22 protein-coding genes are annotated in these 19,977 nt (G+C 33.1%); 1 reads left to right on the top strand and 21 read right to left on the bottom strand.

The window, feature by feature from the left end:
- Window positions 1–220: 220 nt before the first annotated feature.
- The 3 genes from K4L44_09735 to K4L44_09745 all read right to left on the bottom strand — a co-directional run bounded on the left by K4L44_09735 (window position 221) and on the right by K4L44_09745 (window position 4,425).
- Window positions 221–937, bottom strand: coding sequence for a hypothetical protein (locus K4L44_09735; protein QZE12868.1), 717 nt, complete (start codon window positions 935–937; stop codon window positions 221–223).
- A gap of 962 nt (window positions 938–1,899) precedes the next feature.
- Window positions 1,900–3,267 carry a capsule assembly Wzi family protein gene (locus K4L44_09740; GenBank protein QZE12869.1) on the bottom strand — a complete coding sequence of 456 codons (1,368 nt, stop codon included), beginning with the start codon at window positions 3,265–3,267 and terminating at the stop codon, window positions 1,900–1,902.
- A gap of 675 nt (window positions 3,268–3,942) precedes the next feature.
- A complete protein-coding gene (locus tag K4L44_09745; GenBank protein ID QZE12870.1) occupies window positions 3,943–4,425 on the bottom strand; it encodes a WbuC family cupin fold metalloprotein in 483 nt (160 codons plus the stop codon).
- 43 nt (window positions 4,426–4,468) lie between these two features.
- On the opposite strand from K4L44_09745, the gene K4L44_09750 reads away from it, so the two are divergent.
- Complete coding sequence (locus tag K4L44_09750; GenBank protein QZE12871.1) at window positions 4,469–4,762, top strand: hypothetical protein; 294 nt, start codon at window positions 4,469–4,471, stop codon at window positions 4,760–4,762.
- Window positions 4,763–5,076: 314 nt separating this feature from the next.
- Here K4L44_09750 and K4L44_09755 read toward each other — a convergent pair whose 3' ends face one another.
- The 18 genes from K4L44_09755 to K4L44_09840 all read right to left on the bottom strand — a co-directional run bounded on the left by K4L44_09755 (window position 5,077) and on the right by K4L44_09840 (window position 19,975).
- Complete coding sequence (locus K4L44_09755; protein ID QZE12872.1) at window positions 5,077–6,210, bottom strand: DegT/DnrJ/EryC1/StrS family aminotransferase; 1,134 nt, start codon at window positions 6,208–6,210, stop codon at window positions 5,077–5,079.
- Window positions 6,200–6,856 carry an HAD family hydrolase gene (locus K4L44_09760; GenBank protein ID QZE12873.1) on the bottom strand — a complete coding sequence of 219 codons (657 nt, stop codon included), beginning with the start codon at window positions 6,854–6,856 and terminating at the stop codon, window positions 6,200–6,202. Before K4L44_09760 ends, K4L44_09755 begins: the two co-directional genes overlap by 11 nt.
- Window positions 6,837–7,808, bottom strand: coding sequence for an ATP-grasp domain-containing protein (locus tag K4L44_09765; GenBank protein ID QZE12874.1), 972 nt, complete (start codon window positions 7,806–7,808; stop codon window positions 6,837–6,839). Before K4L44_09765 ends, K4L44_09760 begins: the two co-directional genes overlap by 20 nt.
- Window positions 7,809–8,936 carry a glycosyltransferase family 4 protein gene (locus K4L44_09770; protein ID QZE12875.1) on the bottom strand — a complete coding sequence of 376 codons (1,128 nt, stop codon included), beginning with the start codon at window positions 8,934–8,936 and terminating at the stop codon, window positions 7,809–7,811.
- A 24-nt stretch (window positions 8,937–8,960) separates the two neighbouring features.
- Window positions 8,961–9,563 (bottom strand): sugar transferase, encoded by a 603-nt coding sequence (locus tag K4L44_09775; protein QZE12876.1) that lies wholly within the window; start codon window positions 9,561–9,563, stop codon window positions 8,961–8,963.
- Window positions 9,564–9,651: 88 nt separating this feature from the next.
- A complete protein-coding gene (locus K4L44_09780; protein QZE12877.1) occupies window positions 9,652–10,800 on the bottom strand; it encodes a glycosyltransferase family 4 protein in 1,149 nt (382 codons plus the stop codon).
- 72 nt (window positions 10,801–10,872) lie between these two features.
- Window positions 10,873–11,076, bottom strand: coding sequence for a hypothetical protein (locus tag K4L44_09785; GenBank protein ID QZE12878.1), 204 nt, complete (start codon window positions 11,074–11,076; stop codon window positions 10,873–10,875).
- A 302-nt stretch (window positions 11,077–11,378) separates the two neighbouring features.
- Window positions 11,379–12,245, bottom strand: a complete 867-nt coding sequence (locus tag K4L44_09790) for a glycosyltransferase (protein QZE12879.1) — start codon at window positions 12,243–12,245, stop codon at window positions 11,379–11,381.
- A 218-nt stretch (window positions 12,246–12,463) separates the two neighbouring features.
- A complete protein-coding gene (locus K4L44_09795; protein ID QZE12880.1) occupies window positions 12,464–12,709 on the bottom strand; it encodes a hypothetical protein in 246 nt (81 codons plus the stop codon).
- Window positions 12,709–13,722, bottom strand: a complete 1,014-nt coding sequence (locus K4L44_09800) for a transposase (GenBank protein QZE12881.1) — start codon at window positions 13,720–13,722, stop codon at window positions 12,709–12,711. The genes K4L44_09795 and K4L44_09800 overlap by 1 nt, the downstream gene beginning before the upstream one ends.
- Complete coding sequence (locus K4L44_09805; protein ID QZE12882.1) at window positions 13,719–14,015, bottom strand: transposase; 297 nt, start codon at window positions 14,013–14,015, stop codon at window positions 13,719–13,721. Before K4L44_09805 ends, K4L44_09800 begins: the two co-directional genes overlap by 4 nt.
- Window positions 14,016–14,220: 205 nt before the next feature.
- A complete protein-coding gene (locus K4L44_09810) occupies window positions 14,221–15,297 on the bottom strand; it encodes an EpsG family protein (protein ID QZE12883.1) in 1,077 nt (358 codons plus the stop codon).
- A 9-nt stretch (window positions 15,298–15,306) separates the two neighbouring features.
- Window positions 15,307–16,398: a glycosyltransferase gene (locus K4L44_09815; protein ID QZE12884.1), complete on the bottom strand. Its 1,092-nt coding sequence runs from the start codon at window positions 16,396–16,398 to the stop codon at window positions 15,307–15,309.
- 115 nt (window positions 16,399–16,513) lie between these two features.
- Window positions 16,514–16,687 carry a transposase gene (locus K4L44_09820; GenBank protein QZE15992.1) on the bottom strand — a complete coding sequence of 58 codons (174 nt, stop codon included), beginning with the start codon at window positions 16,685–16,687 and terminating at the stop codon, window positions 16,514–16,516.
- Window positions 16,688–17,042: 355 nt separating this feature from the next.
- On the bottom strand, window positions 17,043–17,327 hold the full coding sequence (locus K4L44_09825; GenBank protein QZE12885.1) for a transposase: 285 nt from the start codon (window positions 17,325–17,327) through the stop codon (window positions 17,043–17,045).
- A gap of 249 nt (window positions 17,328–17,576) precedes the next feature.
- Window positions 17,577–17,825 (bottom strand): hypothetical protein, encoded by a 249-nt coding sequence (locus K4L44_09830; protein ID QZE12886.1) that lies wholly within the window; start codon window positions 17,823–17,825, stop codon window positions 17,577–17,579.
- Between the two features lie 219 nt (window positions 17,826–18,044).
- Window positions 18,045–18,950 (bottom strand): glycosyltransferase, encoded by a 906-nt coding sequence (locus tag K4L44_09835; GenBank protein QZE12887.1) that lies wholly within the window; start codon window positions 18,948–18,950, stop codon window positions 18,045–18,047.
- Window positions 18,947–19,975, bottom strand: coding sequence for a polysaccharide pyruvyl transferase family protein (locus K4L44_09840; protein ID QZE12888.1), 1,029 nt, complete (start codon window positions 19,973–19,975; stop codon window positions 18,947–18,949). The genes K4L44_09835 and K4L44_09840 overlap by 4 nt, the downstream gene beginning before the upstream one ends.
- Window positions 19,976–19,977 lie beyond the last annotated feature (2 nt).

The following is a 19,977-nucleotide window of genomic DNA, read 5'->3' on the forward strand; positions in this document are numbered from 1 at the left end:
TCCCCCATTATTAAGCATTGACAAATGACATAAAGATGTCATCAAAGGGAATATTTTAAAATTAGTAAAATTATCGTAATTATACAACACGGGTCTTTTAAATTATGTCGCAAGTAACAAACAAAAATAAAACAATTAACATAACACGACAACAAATAAGCCTTATTTAACACTTTTCGTACAACTACAGTACAATAATTGCATGAGAAGAAGCCATAGACTAATTTTCGTCAGCTTCGTCGAGAGCCTTTTGTGCCTCTTTATATTCACGTTTAAGTTGACGAGCTTCTTTTCTTTTTTCTCTTTTCACCACTCTTTTTTGCCTTCTTTTCTCGCGCAAACCCTCCCTATCAATCTTTGCATCCAAAGCAAAAGCTTCCAACTCTTGCAATGACTGTTTGGCTTGAAACGACCAACGCAACTGCTGGTAGTTTCCTGTTCCATAATTGGAAGTGATACGATAGTTATAGATCTGTTCATGGAGCCACTCCAACTCCTCGTCCCAGATCTCCTGTTTGTCACCAAAAAGAAGTTTCCATCGAGAATGTTCTCTATAGCGCTTTCTTACTTTACGAGCAGCCACCTCATAATAATTAAATACGGTTTGTTCATATTTCAGAGCCAAACCAATATCCTTCCCTCGACGTTGAATCCAAGACTGGGAAGGATCCATCGTCGCAGCAATATAAGCGTTTAAATTTCTTTTAAACAAAATCGCCCATAAGGTCGTATGATCCTCCACCTGATAATCCCCTTTCGAGATAAATGCAGCCTCTGTCTTAGCAGGAGGAGCACGAAAATCACGAATATTTACATATCGATAAGCATCCCATAAAAGAAGCTCAGGAGGAGCCTCTTCCGACGATTGTGCAAAAACAAAAGAGAAGCCCATCTGCATAAACACCACAAAAGAAAATAAAAAAGTCCGTAAAGACATAAAAAATCAATTCAATAAAACATCATTAGAAACACAGAGACCAACATAGCCTCTAACATCGAAACAATAAACGCAAAAGGATAAAGGATAGTATAAAAAAACAAAATAAGTTTCATATACGATTTATGGAATGTTGCTACAATCTGTTGTATGGCAACTACAAACCCATATGTTTGCCCATATTGTGTCAACCCAAAAAATCTGTATTGATCCTTCAAATCTGTCCAATCTGTGGCAATAATCTTCAAGCGACAAAAACGTTACAACAATCCATGGGATACGTTTTATCAATCAGGTCCCTGAGCCCTGTCGAGGGGCTTCGTGGTATTTTCCCCATCGTTTCTTGAACAAAAAAATCTGTGCCCATCCTTTTAATCTGTGGTCCTTATTGGTTCCTGAGCCTGTCAAAGGGCTTCGCACCTTCGCGACTTAGTGGTAATTTCCCCATCATTTCTTCAATAAAAAAATCTGTGCCCATCATTTTAATCTATGGACCTAATCTTTGTGCCTCCCCGTCTTTGTTTTGTTTTCCATGATACATCAACAACAAAAATCTGTGTCCACCCTTTAATCTGTAGACCTAACCTTTGTGTCTTCCCGTCTTCGTGGTATTTGCCCATCATTTCTTCAACAAAAAAATCTGTCCAAATCCTTTCCAATCCGTTCAATCTGTGGCAATAATCTTCTAGCCTTAGCGTCTTCGTGGTATTTGCCCATCATTTCTTCAACAAAAAAATCTGTCCAAATCCTTTCCAATCCGTTCAATCTGTGGCAATAATCTTCTAGCCTTAGCGTCTTCGTGGTTCCATCCCTTCGTATCTTTGCTACATCATGAAGCCTTTCCTTCACCAACACAATCAATGACATACAAAAAAAAGTTTATCCAACCCCACAAAGGACCAGACAAACTTTTTCCACCAAGCAAACATTCTCATTATAGAAAATTATTCACATCGACAACATCAGTCTAAATTATATTGAACAGTCAGTAAAGCGCCTTTACTATCTCCAACCACTTCACCATGATCCAGACCAAGATCTACACTAAAAACAAAATTAGAATTCATCGAGTAAATCATACGAATACCATAACTCTGTTGCGACTTAGGATAATTAGGATCATTTGCAGAAACATCAGGATTGTCATAATTCCATCCCCAATGTTGCCAATATGCAAAACGAGTCTCCCAAATCAAATTAGACATCAAATGACCTTGCAATCCTAGATAGTATCCCTCCATACGATTAGATGCAAAACCATTTCCACTCTCTCGTGGAACCATAAAGGGAGTCCCGATAGTACGACCATAATAGGTCCAACCAGAGTTATATACTCCATGATTAAAATAGTTATCACGACCTCCGATCTCTTTTTCTTGGTTAAAAACATCCCCAGACTGGTCTTTGGTAGTAAAAAACTCAAATAATGCTCGATCCAACCATGCTTTTTTCTTTCGATGCCAAGTAAGTCCCCAAGTACCATCAGGGAAATTCTTAAAATCTTTTCCAGAACCATCTTCAAAAAGATGCAGATAATATCCCTCCACCTCAAAATCACTATTTTGGTAATTGATACGGAACACATGTTGACCAATATGATTTCCAACCACATTCATCTGATCCGTCATCAATCCGTCACTGCTAGCAGCTCTTCCCATCACGCCATTGAGATAATCCTTAAAGGTTGGTGTCATATCTCCATACTTGGGATTTGCTGAGGTGCCACCCCACATCATATAATCATCCAATCCCACCTCAAGGGAGAGCCCCCATGGAGTCATGACCTTACCATGCAACTTCTTTTGGTGCAGATTTACCCCATCCACAATACGGTCATCATTCAGAAGTCCTTCACCATACTCTGCATACCATGAAAACCACTCCTTCAACCATCCAAAAGGAAGGGAGATATAACCACGGGTAGAACCCATAATCTTAGGATAAGGTCGGGCATTATTACTCATTAACATATCGCCATTAGTAGGTGATAAGCCTCCATATCTAGTCATTGGAGCTTCAGCCCCAATCGAAAGACGCATAAAAAGGTAATCGGCAGAAACAAAATATTGATCCAAAGCAAATTTAGCACCACTATCTTGATACGACATCGCTGTCGAAATCAAACCATGCACTGCAAAAGTACTATCCTGAGAAAAGTGATAATAAGAGCCATCCAAGAAAAGATAGGGAGTCACCGCAGCATCATTTTCCAAAATCGTACCACGCTTACCACTATACAAAAAAAACGGACCTTCTCCATCCCCTTGCACCATCACGGAGCTAGCAGCAGAAAAATCCCATTGTGCCATTGCTGTCAAATGACAAGCCATAGCAACACATAAAACTAAAAAATATCTTCTAAACAAAACCTTCATACCCCTTTAAATCATTTCTAAACCACATACAACCTACTAAAACTAATTAGGTCCCTGTACTTCGACAAACGGTTATTGAGCCCTTCGATAAACTCAGGAACCACTTGTCGAAATGCAGCAACCTAAATATCGAAGGGCTTCGTGGTACCATTTATCTTCGTACCTTCATCAAAATCTGTGCCGATCCCTTAAAATCCGTCTAATCTGTGGCAAAAATCTTCATCCACCAAATCGTTGCTACAACACCTGTGAACCGCGAAGCTCCCGCTTCGTGATTGCACGAGACCTCGTGCAATACATACGTTATTCAAAATGTTGTATGGTAGCTGCAAACCCATGTGTTTGCCATATTATATCAATAAAAAAAATCTGTGCCGATCCCTTCAAATCTGTCCAATCTGTGGCAAAAATCTTAGTGCCTCATCCCCTTCGTCACTTCAATCCAAACTTTGTGCATTAGTGACTTCGCGGTTCAATCCCTTCATCAATCCAATAAAAAAAATCTGTGCTGATCCCTTCAAATCTGTCCAATCTGTGGCTCTAATTGGTTCCTGAGCCTTTCGAAGGGCTTCGTCACTTCAACCCAAACTTAGTGTCTTAGCGTCTTCGTGGTTCAATTCCTTTGTATCTTCAATCTTCTAAAACCTGATCTACAACACCCTGCAGCCTAGCCACAAACTCCTCTACTCCATCATCCCCTTCAGCAGGCGACCAAGGTGCAAAATCATTCGGATCCAAAGGCTCATAGGGACCATGCTTCACTTCAAAGATTACAGTATCCTCTTCTAGCACAAGTAACCCATGCCACTGACCAGCAGGAATATCCACCCCATACTTACCATTCAAAGGGTCCACCACCTTCATATCGGTCATATCTCCTTCATCATCGAAAAAGAAAACGGCCATCTTACCCCTTAACAAAATAAACACCTCATCCTTTTCAGGGGTAAGGTGTCTATGAGGGCGCAGGTAAGTACCTGGTTGCAAAGCATTCAACATACGTTGAAGTTTGGCATCCGAAGAATCATGAAAATTATAATTCATTCGTTTTCGTGGAGACGCCTTCGCCTCCACACAAACTTTATCTAATAATGTTTTATCTATCCACTCCATAATAAATTCATTCTAACAAACACCACAATTCAACAGACATTAGATGTACTATTATGCAAATCTATTTTCAATCAGTGTCAATATTCTTCAAGCGACATTAAACGTTGCAACGACACCTGAGAATCGTTGTTTCAATCAGGTCCCTGCACTTCGACAAGTGGTTCCTGAGTTTATCGAAGGGCTCAGCAACCTAAATGTCGAAGGACATCGTGATTGCACGAGACATCGTGATTGCACGAGACCTCGTGCAATACATCCCATATTCAATACGTTGTCTGGTAGCTGTGAACCTATCTGTTTTGCCCATGATGTGTCAATCAAAAAAAATCTGTGTTGATCCTTTAAATCCGTACAATCTGTGGCTATACTCCTTAGCATCATCGTGGTTTCACTCACTTCGTCACTTCAATCCAAAAAGATCGGTGCCAATCTGTGGTAATAAACCTTCGTATCTCATCACCTTAGCTCTTCAACCTAAACTTCGTGGTACCAACTCCTTCGTACAATCAATCAAAAAGATCTGTGCCAATCTCTTCAAATCTGTCCAATCTGTGGCAATAAATCTACGTGTCTCATCACCTTCGCTTCTTCAATCAAAACTTCGTACCTTCGCGACTTTGTGGTAGCATTCCTTCGCACCTTCAGATACCTTTAAACAAACACCGCTTTCACCACCTCAGCAATCCGTTCTCTCTCTTCATCACTCATATTAGAACCAGAAGGCAAACACAACCCAATCTCAAACAACCTTTCAGAAGTACCATCCCCATAAAAAGAACAATCCGCAAAAACAGGCTGCATATGCATAGGCTTCCATAAAGGGCGACACTCAATATTCTCCTTCTCCATTGCCAATCTTAAAGTCTCTCTTGTCACCCCGTGACACTTCTCTGGATGAATAGTCACACAGCTGAGCCAATGGTTAGAAAAATAGGATTCATCAGGTTCAGTAAACACAGTTACCCCTTCTATTCCATCAAATAGATTCAGATAGAAATCATGATTTGCTCTTCTCAATGCAATATGATCATCCAACACCAACATCTGACCACGACCAATACCTGCCACGATATTACTCATACGGTAATTATATCCAATATGGGTGTGTTGATAATGCGGCGCAGCTTCGCGAGCTTGGGTAGAAAGGAAACGACACTTCGAGATCATCTCAGCATCATCCGAGACCAAAGCACCACCACCAGAAGTCGTAATAATCTTATTTCCATTAAAAGAGTAAACTCCTAGTTTCCCAAAAGTTCCCAACGCTTTACCATTTAGTTTACTTCCTAATGCCTCTGCTGCATCCTCTATAACAGGAATATCATATCGATTGGCAACCTCAAGGATCTCCACGATTTTAGCAGGCATGCCATAAAGGTGAACCACCATAATCGCTTTAGGTCTCTTTCCATTTGCAATACGATCCTTAATAGCTACTTCCAATAGTTCAGGAGACATATTCCATGTATCTATTTCACTATCCACCAAAATAGGAGTAGCTCCAAGATACGTAATAGGGTTTACTGTAGCCGAGAAAGTAAAAGAGGAAGCAATCACCTCATCTCCTTGGCCTACCCCTAGCAATATCATCGCTAAATGTAGGGCAGCAGTACCAGCACTCAGTGCTGCAGCAGACTTTATATGGTTATAATTCTGAAGGTCCTCTTCAAAACCATTTACATTAGGACCAAGAGGTGCAATCCAATTCTTATCAAAGGCATCTTGCACAAATGCCTGCTCTTTTCCTCCCATATGGGGTGAAGAGAGCCATATTTTAGTTTTCATTCGTAATGATTATTTCAATTTCTTCAAAACTATCGACCCATATTTGAGGTTTGTATTCATCACTTACATCAACGTTTTGTGAATGAATATTGTTGCCATCGTCTCTAATACCAATAGTATTCCAACCGAGTCGATTAGGGGTAACAAAATCCTTTCGAATATTATCGCCAACATAAGTAAAGTGATCTTCTGATGTGAATGAACTCTGTACAGAAAGGAAATTATCTTTGTCAGGTTTGCTTGTACCAAGTTCTTCAGAGATAATTAGTTTATCAATGAAAGAGTTAATGCCCAATGCTTTGATTTTATTCCGTTGGGTTTTGGATCTTCCATCTGTAATAATCGCAATCTTGCCTCCGATCTCTTTAATCTTGGCAAAAGAAGACAAAACACCTCTTTTCAATTCTATATCAGGATGATGAAAGCGATACAAAGATAAGAACTGTTCTTTTGTAATCACACATGGGTATTTTGTATCAAGCAGACCCAATACATCTTCGTTTCGCTTATAACACTGAATCATCTCTTGATAAACTTTGTCATTTTTAAACTCTTTAAAATGATTAGATATAACTCTAAAACCAGAACAAAGGAAATCATACTCTGAAAACAACGTATCGTCTAAATCAAAAACCCAAACCGCCATCTTTAACTAATATTTCATCATCATACCGAAGCATTAATAAATTATCCTCCCATTCATCGTAATAGGGAGAGGACAATGATTTGCCGTTTAAATATTCATCTATAATCCATTTAGGATAATTGGCACCGGCGGCATAAGAAAGAGGATATCCTCCACCAAAACGAGGATTAATCTCAATACCAACCACATCATTATTTTTCTCATTATAGAATAACTGTAAAGTAATACAGCCAATCATACCAGGAACTAAAGACATTCTTTCTTTTACATAATCGACAAGAAAGTTTCTTCTAGTAACCCCCTTATTTATTTCACCACTTCTTACTTCAATTCGTTCTCTAGGAACGACACATTTTAGATGAGAATCTTTCGTAAAATACAAATCTAGAGTAAATTCTTTGTATCGTTTCGGATCTATATATTCAAGAAACATTAATTTCTCATTTTCAATCAGACTTTGAGTTAAATCATTTGGTTTCTCGATGAAATATAAATCTTTACTACAACTACCATCAATTGGTTTAATAAAAAGAGGAAATTCAGGAACATCATGAGCAAATTCTTTTGCAAAAGAGATTCCTAAATGAGAAAAGAGTTGGTGAGTCTTTCTTTTATCTCTACATTGACGAATAATATCCACAGATGAAACGATTACATCCACACCAATAGCTTTGAATCGTTCTCTATTATCAGCTAAAATATTCAGCTCTGTATCTATGGTTGGTATCACTATGGATACATTATTATCCTTACATATTTTAAGCAAACTTGCTACGAACTTATCTGAAGTAACTCTAGGAACTTCAAATGACCTATCTGCAACTTGGCAAGCAGAAGAGAACTTTGGATTCATATCTGTAGCGATTACAGCACCACCCAAAGCTTTCATTTCATTCATAAATGCTCGAACAAGAGAAACTCTTCTACCTGCGGAGGATATTAGTATATTCATTTAATTTAATATTTTTTTGTAAAGGTCTAAAGTTTCACGAACCATACGCTCTTTCGTAAAATAATCCAATGCTTTAATCTTTCCCTTCTTAGCAATACTAGTTCTTAAATCTGCATCTAAAATAACCTTCTTTAGAATATTAGAAAGTGCTAAACTGTCTTCATTTTCAAATAATAAACCATCAACACCATCAATTATTTGATCATAAGCTCCCTCTGTATTTGAACGAATAGTACAACATTCAGACATCATAGCTTCAATAGCAACAAGACCAAAAGCCTCCATTCTTGAAGGCATAACACAGATATCAAATGCATCATACAAAATTTTGGGGTCTCTATAAGGAACAAATGTTATATTCTTCTTTAAGTCATTTGCATTGATCTGATCTGTTAACCAAGTTATATCTTCACCATGAATCGTAGACCCCAGAAAAACCACATGAATTCTTGTTTTACATTCATTTGGTAAAAAAGAAATTGCCTGAACTAATATATCGTGACCTTTTCTTGGTTCAATAGTCCCGACGAGTCCTATTAAAATTTTATCTAAAGGAATGCTAAATTTTGATAAAACATTTTCAATCTCATGTGAAGTTGATCTAACACCAAATTTTTCATCAACACCATGTAATATCATTTTAGTATTTTCTAAACAATAATCAAGTTCAGTCAATGCATATTTTTGTGTTTCACGACTAATAGTTATTATACTATTAGCTTGTGGCAAACGAAAGCAGGGTTTCAAAATTGGAATATGCAAAGTTGTTACAAACTTAATTCTAAGGAGTTTAGGAATAAATGACATATAGGGACTGCATGCATGTACCATATCAGGTTTTACTTTTAATAAAAAAAGAGAAATCTGAAGAAAAGAATAGAAATCAATAAATATCTTTAACCATCGTAATCTTGTGATCTTTGATGAATTAACAAAATAATAAATTGGTATTCCTAAATCTTTAAACTTATTTACCAAGTTGTCAATCTCCTTATTTTCATTATACATTGAACCAGAAGTAATAAGAACCACTTGTTCCCCTTCTTTGATTAATCCTCTTGCAAGATCTAAAGTATTAGTTGAAACACCTGATTGACTAATATGACTTAATAGTAAAGCTATTTTCATAAGAATATTATTTAGAATAAAATTTTAGTTTCCGTTAAAAACTTCCATCGTTTTAGATGTCTCTGAACTTATATCTTCCCTATAAAACACTTTCTTTATTGTCAAAAAAAATATCTTCAGATCTATGCTAAAACAACAATGATCAACATACTCCACATCCAATTTAAATTTTTCATTCCAACCAATAGCATTTCGACCATTTACTTGAGCCCAACCAGAAATTCCAGGTTTTACATTATGTCTTCTTGCCTGTTCTTCATTATATAAAGGAAGATACTCCATCAACAAAGGACGAGGACCAATAAAACTCATGTCCCCTTTTAAAACATTTATTAGCTGAGGCAATTCGTCAATACTCAATTTTCGAACAACATGACCTATTTTAGTTAATCGTTCAGCATCAGAAAGCAAATCACCATTAGCCCCTTTCTTATCATTCATTGTCTTAAACTTAATGATAAAAAATGGTTTGCCATGCAGCCCAGGTCTTTTTTGAAGAAAAAATGGTTTGCCATTATTGGCAAAAAACAATGCAATCGTAGCAAATAACAATATTGGACTAGCCAATATCAACCCGATTAATGCCAAAATAAAATCAAAAATTGGCTTAACATTTTTTTGATACATAGAATTATATTAATTATAAATCACTATCATGTTAGCAAATAACAAACGATAATAGCTGAAAAATTAAAAGTATAAAGACTGAATTTGCCTAATTATTTATCTCAAATTGTTCTTCATACATCTTTCGCATTTCACTTCTTACAAAAGTTTGTTCAAATCTTGTTATGATCATTCTTCGCGAATTTGAAGCTAAGTAACTCCTCAAGTTTAAATCATTTATTAATTTATCACAAGCATTAGATAATGCATCAACAGATTTTGCAGGAACAATAACACCATTTTCATTATGAACTATTATTTCATTACATCCATTTATATCAGTGACAATTGAAGGTAAACCCATAGAACCCGCTTGTAATACAGCGTTTGGAAAACCTTCTCGGTAACTTGGTAAAACAAAAATATCACTAATAGCAAGAAAAGGTCTAATATCTTTCTGCCAACCAACCTCAATGATATTAGGACTATTATTAATAGTACTTATCGTAGAAGAAGAAATAGGATCCTCTAATTCTCTAGGCCCCACGAGTAATAATTTAATATTCAAATGTTTCTTAGACAATAGAACAAAAGACTCAACTAACTCGTTAACACCTTTATCACCAACCAAACGTCCAACAAAAACGAGAACGATATCATCATTAGAAATTTTATATCTACATTTCAAACTATTTTTTAAGTCATCCGAAAAAATACAATTTGAAAAAAACTCTGTATCAATACCAGAAACATTACCATTCCCAACTACGCGAAGCTCTTTACTCGTAATATTTGAATTTAACAAATCATTTTTCACTCCATTACCTTCTGGAATTATTTTTGTTGCACACATACAAGTAATTCGATCCATTAAAACAAGAATGCGCCTTTTAAACCCAGTCTGAGTAGGAAAAATCAATCCAGTAAATGTATGAATTCTGATTGGAACTCTAGCAAATTTTCCAGCAACCATTGAAAGTAGACCCGCTTTAGGAGTCATCGAATGAATCATATCTGGTTTTAATCGAACTAATAGAATTATTAATTGAAATAAAGAAATGATATCACCTAACAAATTAATTCTACGATGGAATTTAATATGATACTTTTCGCCGACACTCTTCTTATTTTTAATTGAAGTACAACCTTCAAAGTTCGATACCATAGTAATATCGCAGCTATCTTGTAGAACTTTACAAGCACCATTAAAAAACACTAATGATTGAGATACTGTCGTAACAAAAACAACTTTCTTCATTAAGTAAAACGATAAATTATTGATATATTCATAAAACCAAACATAATAAAACCCTTTGAAAACTCAAGGCTATTATACTTGCTCCTTAAAATGCATATTCCAGCATTCACACTTCTCCCTTTTATCTGCTCTAGACCATAACTTTCCTTCAGATAAAATAAGATATAATCCTTCATAAGAGCATTCATTCTTGATATCCTTACGTTTCTCTCGATCTCCTTTCTTACTCAAAGTATCAGCATATAACGCACAATAATTACCTGTTAGGGGATTCATGTTCCTTTTGATTTCCTAGTTATCACAGATTTATTACTGTCTATACAGCACCTATAATTTGATAACTTGCACCTATAGCATACAACCTTTCTATCTTATACCTTTTCAATATGTTATTGCTCATAACGCACACTATATCTTGATCGGTTAATGTGCTAATAATATGGCAGCAAGCTTAATGTTAAGGAGAAGTTCCTCCTTTATTACACCCCAAACTCTCACTTTTTAACAAACCTTAGATTTAGAATCTAGCGTTGCATTTATGACTTGAATGCAAGAAAAAACTAAGGAGAATAAGATTCCTAAAATACTCTTTTTACAGAATGCGATAAGTCAACAAGAGCCCTATTCTTCTCTTCATCACTTATTCTTCGAGATCTTCTAATAATCAACTTATCCGTTAAATTTAAGCAAGTTAAAATAAAATAAATCAAAATTTTGAAAAACAACTGCATTGAAAAAATGACCTTATTATATAAGGTCAACTTGTCATTTTCTATAATATAATCTTTTTTTTGCAACTGAGTTTTACAATACTTTTTAAATACAGGAACGCCTATTTCACGATAAAATAATAATGGTTCATTTATGATTTCGAAATTAGACATTGAGTATGTCCTTATCCATAATTCATAATCTTCCATACGTGTAAATTTTGGATTATATGGGTTTGCTATAAACCAATTTAATTTACCTAAAACAGTCGGATGTATAAAAATAGAATCCTTAAAGGGATTCTTATTTTTTAAATCAGTATCACCTTCTTTGAATCCAATAATATTATTACTCCTATCTATGGAAAATGCAGAACTTCCGACAACATCAACCTTAGTATTTTGTTCTAAAAAAGATACCTGAAGCGACAAACGATTAATCATCATTATATCATCACTATCCATTCGACAAAAATATTTGCCTTTCGATAATGAGACAAGTTCATTTAGTCGAGAAGGTAACCCTTTATTTATACCATCACTTATAACACTTACACGACTGTCATATAAAAATTTTTTTGCTATTGATAAAGATGCATCACTACTACCATCATCTAATAAAATCAATTCCCAATTCTTAAAACTTTGATTAATTACTGAAAGAATTGCATCTTCAAGAAATTCTTCACAATTAAAAAATGGAATACCAACAGACACAATAGCTTTTATTGACATAAACATATATTTTTGAGGTTATAAATTTCGTGAATTAAATCGATATGCAGATTTCTAAAAAAACAGAAAAACCGTTCATTTTTAAACTTTAGTGTATAGTCGTAATGTGAACGATAATGCTTGTTTAATTTTGTAAATCAAATGTACCTATGATTAGATATAACATTGCGATAAAAATGATAAGTTATTTGACCTGACTTTCTCTTATTTTTAACAGATTATACAATAAAATTAAGACCTTCTAATAATGTCTTTTTGTTTTCTGTATCCAACTTCAAGATATTAAAAGTCATTTTGCAAAGCATATTCATATTTTCACCTTCATGATCTTTCTTTCGCTGCTGTTTAACTTCATTGAAACTTACATCGAGTCTCCAATGAAGATTATTTTCGATTGCCCAGTGTAAACGTATAAGTGTATAAAACTTCTCTGCTGTTGTACCTAGGGGTTGCTGAAAAAACATTAGAAAGCAAATTTTAATTTTAAGGAACTTTTCTGTTCGAAGTGGATAATCACATCCATTTTAGAAAGAAAAGTTCTTTTAAGCAGATCTAATGAGCAAAATATTGTAAAAAGCCAAGAAAACTTCTTTAGAAGCCTTCTAAGGTTAAAAATTAGGCATATCATTCCAATCCAGCTTTCGCTAGTATCTTGTCTTTTTGCCTTTATCTTATTCAGTCCATAACTTCGCTTGCATACTCCAAAGAAAGCCTCGACTTCATTACGCTTACCCATCTCTTTTTGAAGCTTGCGATGTTTATCTTTAACTTCTTTCCGTTTGGGTGGACGTCCCAAAGGTTTACCTATAATTAAAATATGATGCTTCTCTAAGAATTGACGATTTTTTCGATTTAAATAGATCTTGTCAGCATAGATCTTTTTTGGATAGACTTCATAAAGGTCATAATAAGATTTAACCTGTTTTTGAAGATAATTTCCTTCATTGTAAGCATCCCATTTTAATGGCTCTATCCGTGCAAAACCATTTAAGATACTTACGTTAATTTTGGCTCCAAATTCTGTTCTTCTTCCTAATTTACCCCTTACTATTGGACGTATATGATCCTGGTTAAAACTTACGATTCGATTTTTTACTTGCTTTCCTTGTAAAACCAAACACTGCTGATCATAGACTGTTTTAATTCGTTCAATTTTTTCTAAGGTCTTTTCATCTAGCTTACAGTACATCTTCTTTAGTTTTGCATTAAGACGCTGTATTGTACTGATATTACGCTTGATATACTGCAACTGCTTCTTGCATCCCTTTTTACGATTTCCCTTTTTTTTACTCATCGCAAATTTAAGATAGCAAACACGTGCTTCTTTTCTATAAGTACGAGGCTTGATGGGGCCTTTACCTGTTAACAGCCATAATCGATCGATTACAGCTTCTGAACAAACTCGAGCATCATTCAATATGTTTAAATCCCAAGGATAGCGAATATCTGCATCTGAAACGGAGGCATCGACCTTCAAAGTTCCTGCATTGACACTTTTTTTTTAACAAAATCAGTCTCTCCTTTTATCATGGAAACAACGATATTGTCTAGTAAGGACTTACTCAATCTTTTTCTTATTGTAACAAAAAGAGAGGAGTCAAAAATAGGATCCCAAGAAAAAGAGGAAAGTCCAACAAAATACTGCATATAGATATTTTCTTGTATCATTTCAATGGTAGCCTGATCAGATAAATTACACATATGTTTTATGATCAAAGAACCTAATACCAGACGTGCATCTTTACTTGGTGCTCCTCGTTTACGGCTCATCTTTTCATAATAATAGGTGGCAAATAAATCCCAATCTATTGCATTACTCAATAATGGATGTTGGAACTCTTCTATAGATAATTGTTGTAGCAGTATATTGAATCATCAAATGCAAGGCTTTAAAGATAAAACACTAGGACTAAAAGACAACTATAAATTAGATAAATAACTTAAACCCAAAAGAATAAGACTTTTTCAGTATCCCCTAGATAAAGATAATAATATTAATACCCCAAAAAACAAATAAAAAAAGAACGGAAATTAAAAACTTCTTTCTTAAAGGAAAATTGTTAATCGAAAATAAAAGGACAATTGGAATCAAAAACCAACTATAAATACCAAATCTATCTGAATAAATTAAACTATAACACAGAACGAAAAAGGACGATGTTAATACATAAAGTTTGAAGAAGAATTTAAATCCTTTATCCTTTTTATCAGATAAAATATAAGCTAATAATAGAAAGAAAAAATTATAAAGTGTAAAGTCTAAACGAAAACCAGTAGTATAACCAATATCATTATCACCTAAGTAACCAGCTAACCTAGCATTTGACAAATTAGAAATAAGAGGTATAGAACCTAACCCATAACCAAGAATAGAGAAGGTGACACAAGATAAATATATAATAAAACACGATGGAACAGATATTTTGACGAAAAATAAACCTAATGCAATAAGGATAAGTATAATACTAGACATATGAAAAGAAAGCGAAACTATCATGTATATAAACGAAAGCTTATATTCTTTATTAAATAATTTTAAAACGAATAATAGAGAATATGGTAAAGCACAACCATTCCTTATTATATTACAATAAATAGAAGTATATGAAAAAAGTGAAAAATAAAGAAATATAAATACGGGAGCTAGAAGGTGATTCTCAATTTTTTTGCCTAAGTTAAAATTCTTATATAACAAATAAAAACCTAGGCTCGTAATAAAAGAACAAAAAGTCAAAAACCAACTAAAATCTAAGTATTTGCGACAAACATATAAAACGATATAAAATAGGTAATCTCCTTTTAAAGAAGAGAGATAATAATGGATAGGTTTGCTTACATCTATCGAGATAAATGCATTATAATAATTACCAGTATCCGTTCCTACATCGAAGGGTCTTAAACCCCAATAGAAAGAAACAGTGGTAAGAAATAAAATGATTAGAAGTTTATTATCTAGTATTTTATTTTTCTTAAAAAAATTATTACTTATAAAAAACCACAGTAATGCAAAAAACAAAACTAAAAGTTGTCCACCCAAAATATAATCCATCAAACACCTAAATTATTTATCGTATATTGTAGTAATCATTTTGACACTATTGTCAATATTAAAGTCAGATAATTTTTCCAAATAATCTGTATCAATATTCTTACATTTGTTAGTAAATCTATCAAGGACTAATTCAGTCCATTCATTTAGTTTAAGAGAGTTAAAAGAAACGAGCCCCACCCCACGATCCACTTCACTAGAAACATTATCAGAAACTAAAGAATACAAACCTGCAACTTGACTTTCCACTAAAACCACGGGGAAACCTTCATGATAAGATGGCATTAAAAATAAATCTGCTACTTTAAATAACACAGGAATGTCCGTCCTGATCCCTAAAAACTTGATGTTATCTTGAAGTCCCAATTGGTTCACTTTATTTTTTAATTCCGCTTCAAGATGACCACTCCCTACAATTAAAAATTTAAACGCAACCTCTCTTCTCTTAAGTTCAGAGCATACATCAATCGAAAAAGAGAAATTTTTCACCTCAGATAGGCGACCAACTTGAATTAATACATGCTCATTACTTTTAATATCTAAAGATTGACTAAGTTCATCACAAGAAGTTTGAGATATATCAGTAAAAGAATCAAAATTAATAGAATTAGGAATGAATGTCACATGAGACTGGTTAGGAAAAAGATATTCACCAGCTTCTCTACCACAACATATATATTGATTTGCAAACGTATAGACTAATACCTTTGCTGATTTTTCATATAATTTTTGAAATAAATTCGGTTTAATAAAGTTTTGAGTATTATGAGAATGTGCAATTCTTATTTTTACCCCAGCAAGAGATGCTGCAATCATGGAATAACCTATGTTCAATAGAGTATGTGAATGTACAGCAACATATGGCCCATTCTTTCTAATTAATTTATAAATATCGAAAACATTAACAACTAGATTAGAAGCTCTAGCATAAAATACCTTACCGCCTAAAGAGTATATTTCATCATCATAATCACATTTAACTTTAGTGTAATACACAAAATCAAATTGATATTCAGACCTATCAATAGCTCTATAAATATTCATTAACATCGTCTCTGCACCAGCGCGATTCATACCACCTATTACATGAAGAATTTTTTTCATAATATATTAATTGAATATCAACAATATTAAATTTTAGCATAAATTTTTAAGAAAGTACTTATATGCAAAGTATATTAATAAAAAGATTTAATAGCAGAATTAGAAGCACTCTTTCTTAATCAAGATAAGAATTTTTCACTCTGAGCAATAAAACTTTAAACTCTTTACAAGCACCGTAGGATAATCCTTCTCTTGGTTCATCCATTATTACTTGTCTTTTGATGGTTTTAATTTTGTTATTTATCCCTTCTAAGGGACCCGTAGAGATATGGCACTTACACCTATTCAGAACTGATTCTTTTGATTTTTAATTGGTTGCAACAAACTTGACCAGTAGAAATCTGGCACTTACACTTATTCAGAACTTCTGTTTTGTGTTTGATTAATAGTTCAATCATTTTCTTAATTTTCTTAAGCTGTGATATTTCAGTCTCATTTACCTCTTCTATTCATTTTTTAAGGAATTTTGAAGCGTCTCCAATATTATTTAGAATCCATAGCTTCCTCAATTCTTCTTTCGAATAGTATGCGTAAAACAAAGCGGTATTTTTTTCTAGTGCTTTTTCAAGTCTTGGGTCTTCTTCTTTCTGAAGGTTGAGATTCTCTTAATTCATTAATAATAGCCAACGACTTCCTATTAAGTTTTACTTGATAACCTTATTCTTCTCTTTGTTGTATAGATCTCTTCTTATTTTACTTATAGTCTCATTTAGTTTCTTTATTATATGAAATTGGTCAAATACCATAGTAGCTTTAGGTGCATTGGTTTTTACTGAAAGAATAGATGCAGGTGACATATCAATAGCAACAGACTCCATTTGGATTTTATTGATCTTTATTCTTTTCCAAAAAGGAACCAATACCCCAGAAACTTTACCTTTCCCTACATGTAAAACGACTCCTTTATCTAAGTCATATACACAAGTCATAAATACATGTGCCTTCTTCACTGCGAATTCATCGATTGCAATTTATTTCACCCACTTAAGCCTCGGAGAATGATATTTTGATTTTAAGTGAGACTTAATGATCTCTTTTACAATATTCCAGTTAAGCTCTAAAAGTCCTATGATGGATTAAATCGTCATATGAGAAGAGAGAAGTAAAACCATCTTCTCTAAAGAGCGAATATAGAACTTCTGCTCTTTGTCAAAACTTAAATGTTCCTGTCGTACGATCTAGCATTTTTTGCAATAGAGGCGTAGAACATTTATGATAATAACACGATTCTTCTTGCCTATCATTGGCCCCTTAAAACTAGGTGTAACAACTCCGCAACAAATAATGTGCAATCTTTTACAGCGACTACAACGTAATTTATCTTTTTTTGTCTTAACTTTAAGTTGAATAGTATCTCCAACATAAGTTGTGGATGATAATTGCTGGTCTTGTAAACCTAGACAATGATAAATACTACTGGTATTCATGATCTATAGAGTTTTTGGGAAGAAATAACTATAGAATATGTTTACCAGTTTTTTTTGTTCATATACGCAATTCATGGAAGAACTATAATTGTTTTGTAGCAGTATATTAATCATCAAATGCAAGCTTTTAAACACTTTAATGATAAAACACTAGGGATAAAAAAAAACACAACAACCTAAGCAACTTATTTACAGAAGAATACATCTCTTTCAGCAACTCTACTTAAATAAAATATAAGTTCTCCTAACAAATTTATAAAAATAATACAACCATGAAATCTCAATTTTTAAAATGTTGTAATCAGAATAAAATGATAAATCAAAATCTTTTATATTATAACCATTATCTATTAACATATTAAATATAATTCTAATACGTCTTTTGACTGATAATAACAATTTACATTTCATCTTCTCTGAAAATTTATTGTTAGAAAGTAATCTTTCTTGAATGAACAATAAATCTTCAATATGTTTTCTAGAACATGAGTTTGATATTGAATTACCTCTTATATTGTATATATATCCAATTTTAGTTATAACTAAACATTTATTTGCAATAGCTAATACTCTAGGAGTAAATTCAAAATCTTCATAATATATACCTTCATAAAAATATAAATTACTCTTTAAAAGAAATTGCCTATTATAGATGAATCTCCATGCAAAATTTTTATCATTCAAATAATCAATGTATAATTTCTCCCCTGTAACTTCAAAATTACTCTTATTTTGCTCAATATAACATTCATTAGATGTTATATAATCAATCCATAACAAATCATAGCTACCATTTAGAGAGTTATAAATATGAGAAATAATACTAGGTATTATTAGATCATCTGAATCAACAAACCAAATATACTGACCTTTTGAAGCTTTTAAACCACTATTTCTAGCATTACTCAGGCCTCCATTTGTTTGGTTAATCAGTCTTATAAACTCGTAATTTCTCACATAAAATTCACATATAGAAAGTGAACCATCGGTAGATTCATCATTAACTAAAATAATTTCAAAACTACTGGGATCATGATCTTTCAAACCAGACAAACAACTTTTAATACAATTCTCTAGATATAACTCTACATTATATACTGGAATTACTATTGAAATTAAAATCATGCAAAATATTTTTTATTTACGTAAAAGTTAAGTTGATCAAAATAAGGTCTAAAATTCTGCGTTGATTTAACTAACAAATCCTCTGATAAACATAAATTATTAAAATCTTCAAAAGAATAACTTTCAGTATCACAACACCAATCCTTGACAAACATTTCAAGTTTATGGTCATTTGTTTTGATGGCGAAAAAAGGAGTATTGTTAATCAAAGAGAAAATTACACCATGTAATCGGTCTGTAACAACAAATTCCATAGAAGTAATATTATTGAACAATGTATTTAATTCAGATTCCCGATTATTAACATTAAAACTTTTCCCTAAGGGTGTTGTTGTAAACTCTCTTACAAGATTGTTATAATGTTCTATTTTTGTACGAATATCATTTCTTTCTTTTAAAGATAAATTAGATTCAGAATCTTGTCTTAAGCATATTCCTACACCGCTTGGAATTACACTAGTCTGATGTTGTCTCATAAACAACACTGTATCAGGTATAAATTGAACATCCAAAAAACTAAATTTATCCTTAACATATTTAAAAGAGAATGAGTCTCGGCAACATACAACTAAATTATGTCGAGAAAACCAATATACAATTTTCGAAATAAATAATTGTGATTTACATTTGAAATTAACTGAAACTGGCATTTGAAGTTTATTGTATTTTCTAAAAAAAAGATATATAAACCTTCTCGTAAACTCTTCATGAAGGTACAAACTACCCATATTGCCACCTCCAACAACTAATATTAAGTCATTCGAATTATACGAATTTACAATTGACTTATAATATCTATAAATATCAAACATATCATACTCATAAATACGATAATCAGAATAGTATGTTTCAGCATACTTTCTAGCAGCTAATGCCAAAGCATGATCTCCTAAATTATTATGGGATGGTAAAAGAGTTATGATAATTTTCTTATTATTATCTAATTTTATTTTTTTAAAATATGATAAAAACAAAAGAATAAAACTTCTAAATAAAACATAATTCCTAATTAATACTTTTTTCATTT

The sequence above is a fragment of the Prolixibacteraceae bacterium genome, assembly GCA_019720755.1.
GTDB classification, from domain to species: domain Bacteria; phylum Bacteroidota; class Bacteroidia; order Bacteroidales; family Prolixibacteraceae; genus Halosquirtibacter; species Halosquirtibacter laminarini.

Coding starts and splice junctions, on each gene's coding strand:
- K4L44_09735 (QZE12868.1), bottom strand. CDS start 937: ATGTCTTTACGGACTTTTTTATTTTCTTTTGTGGTGTTTATGCAGATG.
- K4L44_09740 (QZE12869.1), bottom strand. CDS start 3,267: ATGGCTTGTCATTTGACAGCAATGGCACAATGGGATTTTTCTGCTGCT.
- K4L44_09745 (QZE12870.1), bottom strand. CDS start 4,425: ATGGAGTGGATAGATAAAACATTATTAGATAAAGTTTGTGTGGAGGCG.
- K4L44_09750 (QZE12871.1), top strand. CDS start 4,469: ATGTACTATTATGCAAATCTATTTTCAATCAGTGTCAATATTCTTCAA.
- K4L44_09755 (QZE12872.1), bottom strand. CDS start 6,210: ATGAAAACTAAAATATGGCTCTCTTCACCCCATATGGGAGGAAAAGAG.
- K4L44_09760 (QZE12873.1), bottom strand. CDS start 6,856: ATGGCGGTTTGGGTTTTTGATTTAGACGATACGTTGTTTTCAGAGTAT.
- K4L44_09765 (QZE12874.1), bottom strand. CDS start 7,808: ATGAATATACTAATATCCTCCGCAGGTAGAAGAGTTTCTCTTGTTCGA.
- K4L44_09770 (QZE12875.1), bottom strand. CDS start 8,936: ATGAAAATAGCTTTACTATTAAGTCATATTAGTCAATCAGGTGTTTCA.
- K4L44_09775 (QZE12876.1), bottom strand. CDS start 9,563: ATGTATCAAAAAAATGTTAAGCCAATTTTTGATTTTATTTTGGCATTA.
- K4L44_09780 (QZE12877.1), bottom strand. CDS start 10,800: ATGAAGAAAGTTGTTTTTGTTACGACAGTATCTCAATCATTAGTGTTT.
- K4L44_09785 (QZE12878.1), bottom strand. CDS start 11,076: ATGAATCCCCTAACAGGTAATTATTGTGCGTTATATGCTGATACTTTG.
- K4L44_09790 (QZE12879.1), bottom strand. CDS start 12,245: ATGTCAATAAAAGCTATTGTGTCTGTTGGTATTCCATTTTTTAATTGT.
- K4L44_09795 (QZE12880.1), bottom strand. CDS start 12,709: ATGTTTTTTCAGCAACCCCTAGGTACAACAGCAGAGAAGTTTTATACA.
- K4L44_09805 (QZE12882.1), bottom strand. CDS start 14,015: ATGAGCCGTAAACGAGGAGCACCAAGTAAAGATGCACGTCTGGTATTA.
- K4L44_09815 (QZE12884.1), bottom strand. CDS start 16,398: ATGAAAAAAATTCTTCATGTAATAGGTGGTATGAATCGCGCTGGTGCA.
- K4L44_09825 (QZE12885.1), bottom strand. CDS start 17,327: ATGACTTGTGTATATGACTTAGATAAAGGAGTCGTTTTACATGTAGGG.
- K4L44_09830 (QZE12886.1), bottom strand. CDS start 17,825: ATGAATACCAGTAGTATTTATCATTGTCTAGGTTTACAAGACCAGCAA.
- K4L44_09835 (QZE12887.1), bottom strand. CDS start 18,950: ATGATTTTAATTTCAATAGTAATTCCAGTATATAATGTAGAGTTATAT.
- K4L44_09840 (QZE12888.1), bottom strand. CDS start 19,975: ATGAAAAAAGTATTAATTAGGAATTATGTTTTATTTAGAAGTTTTATT.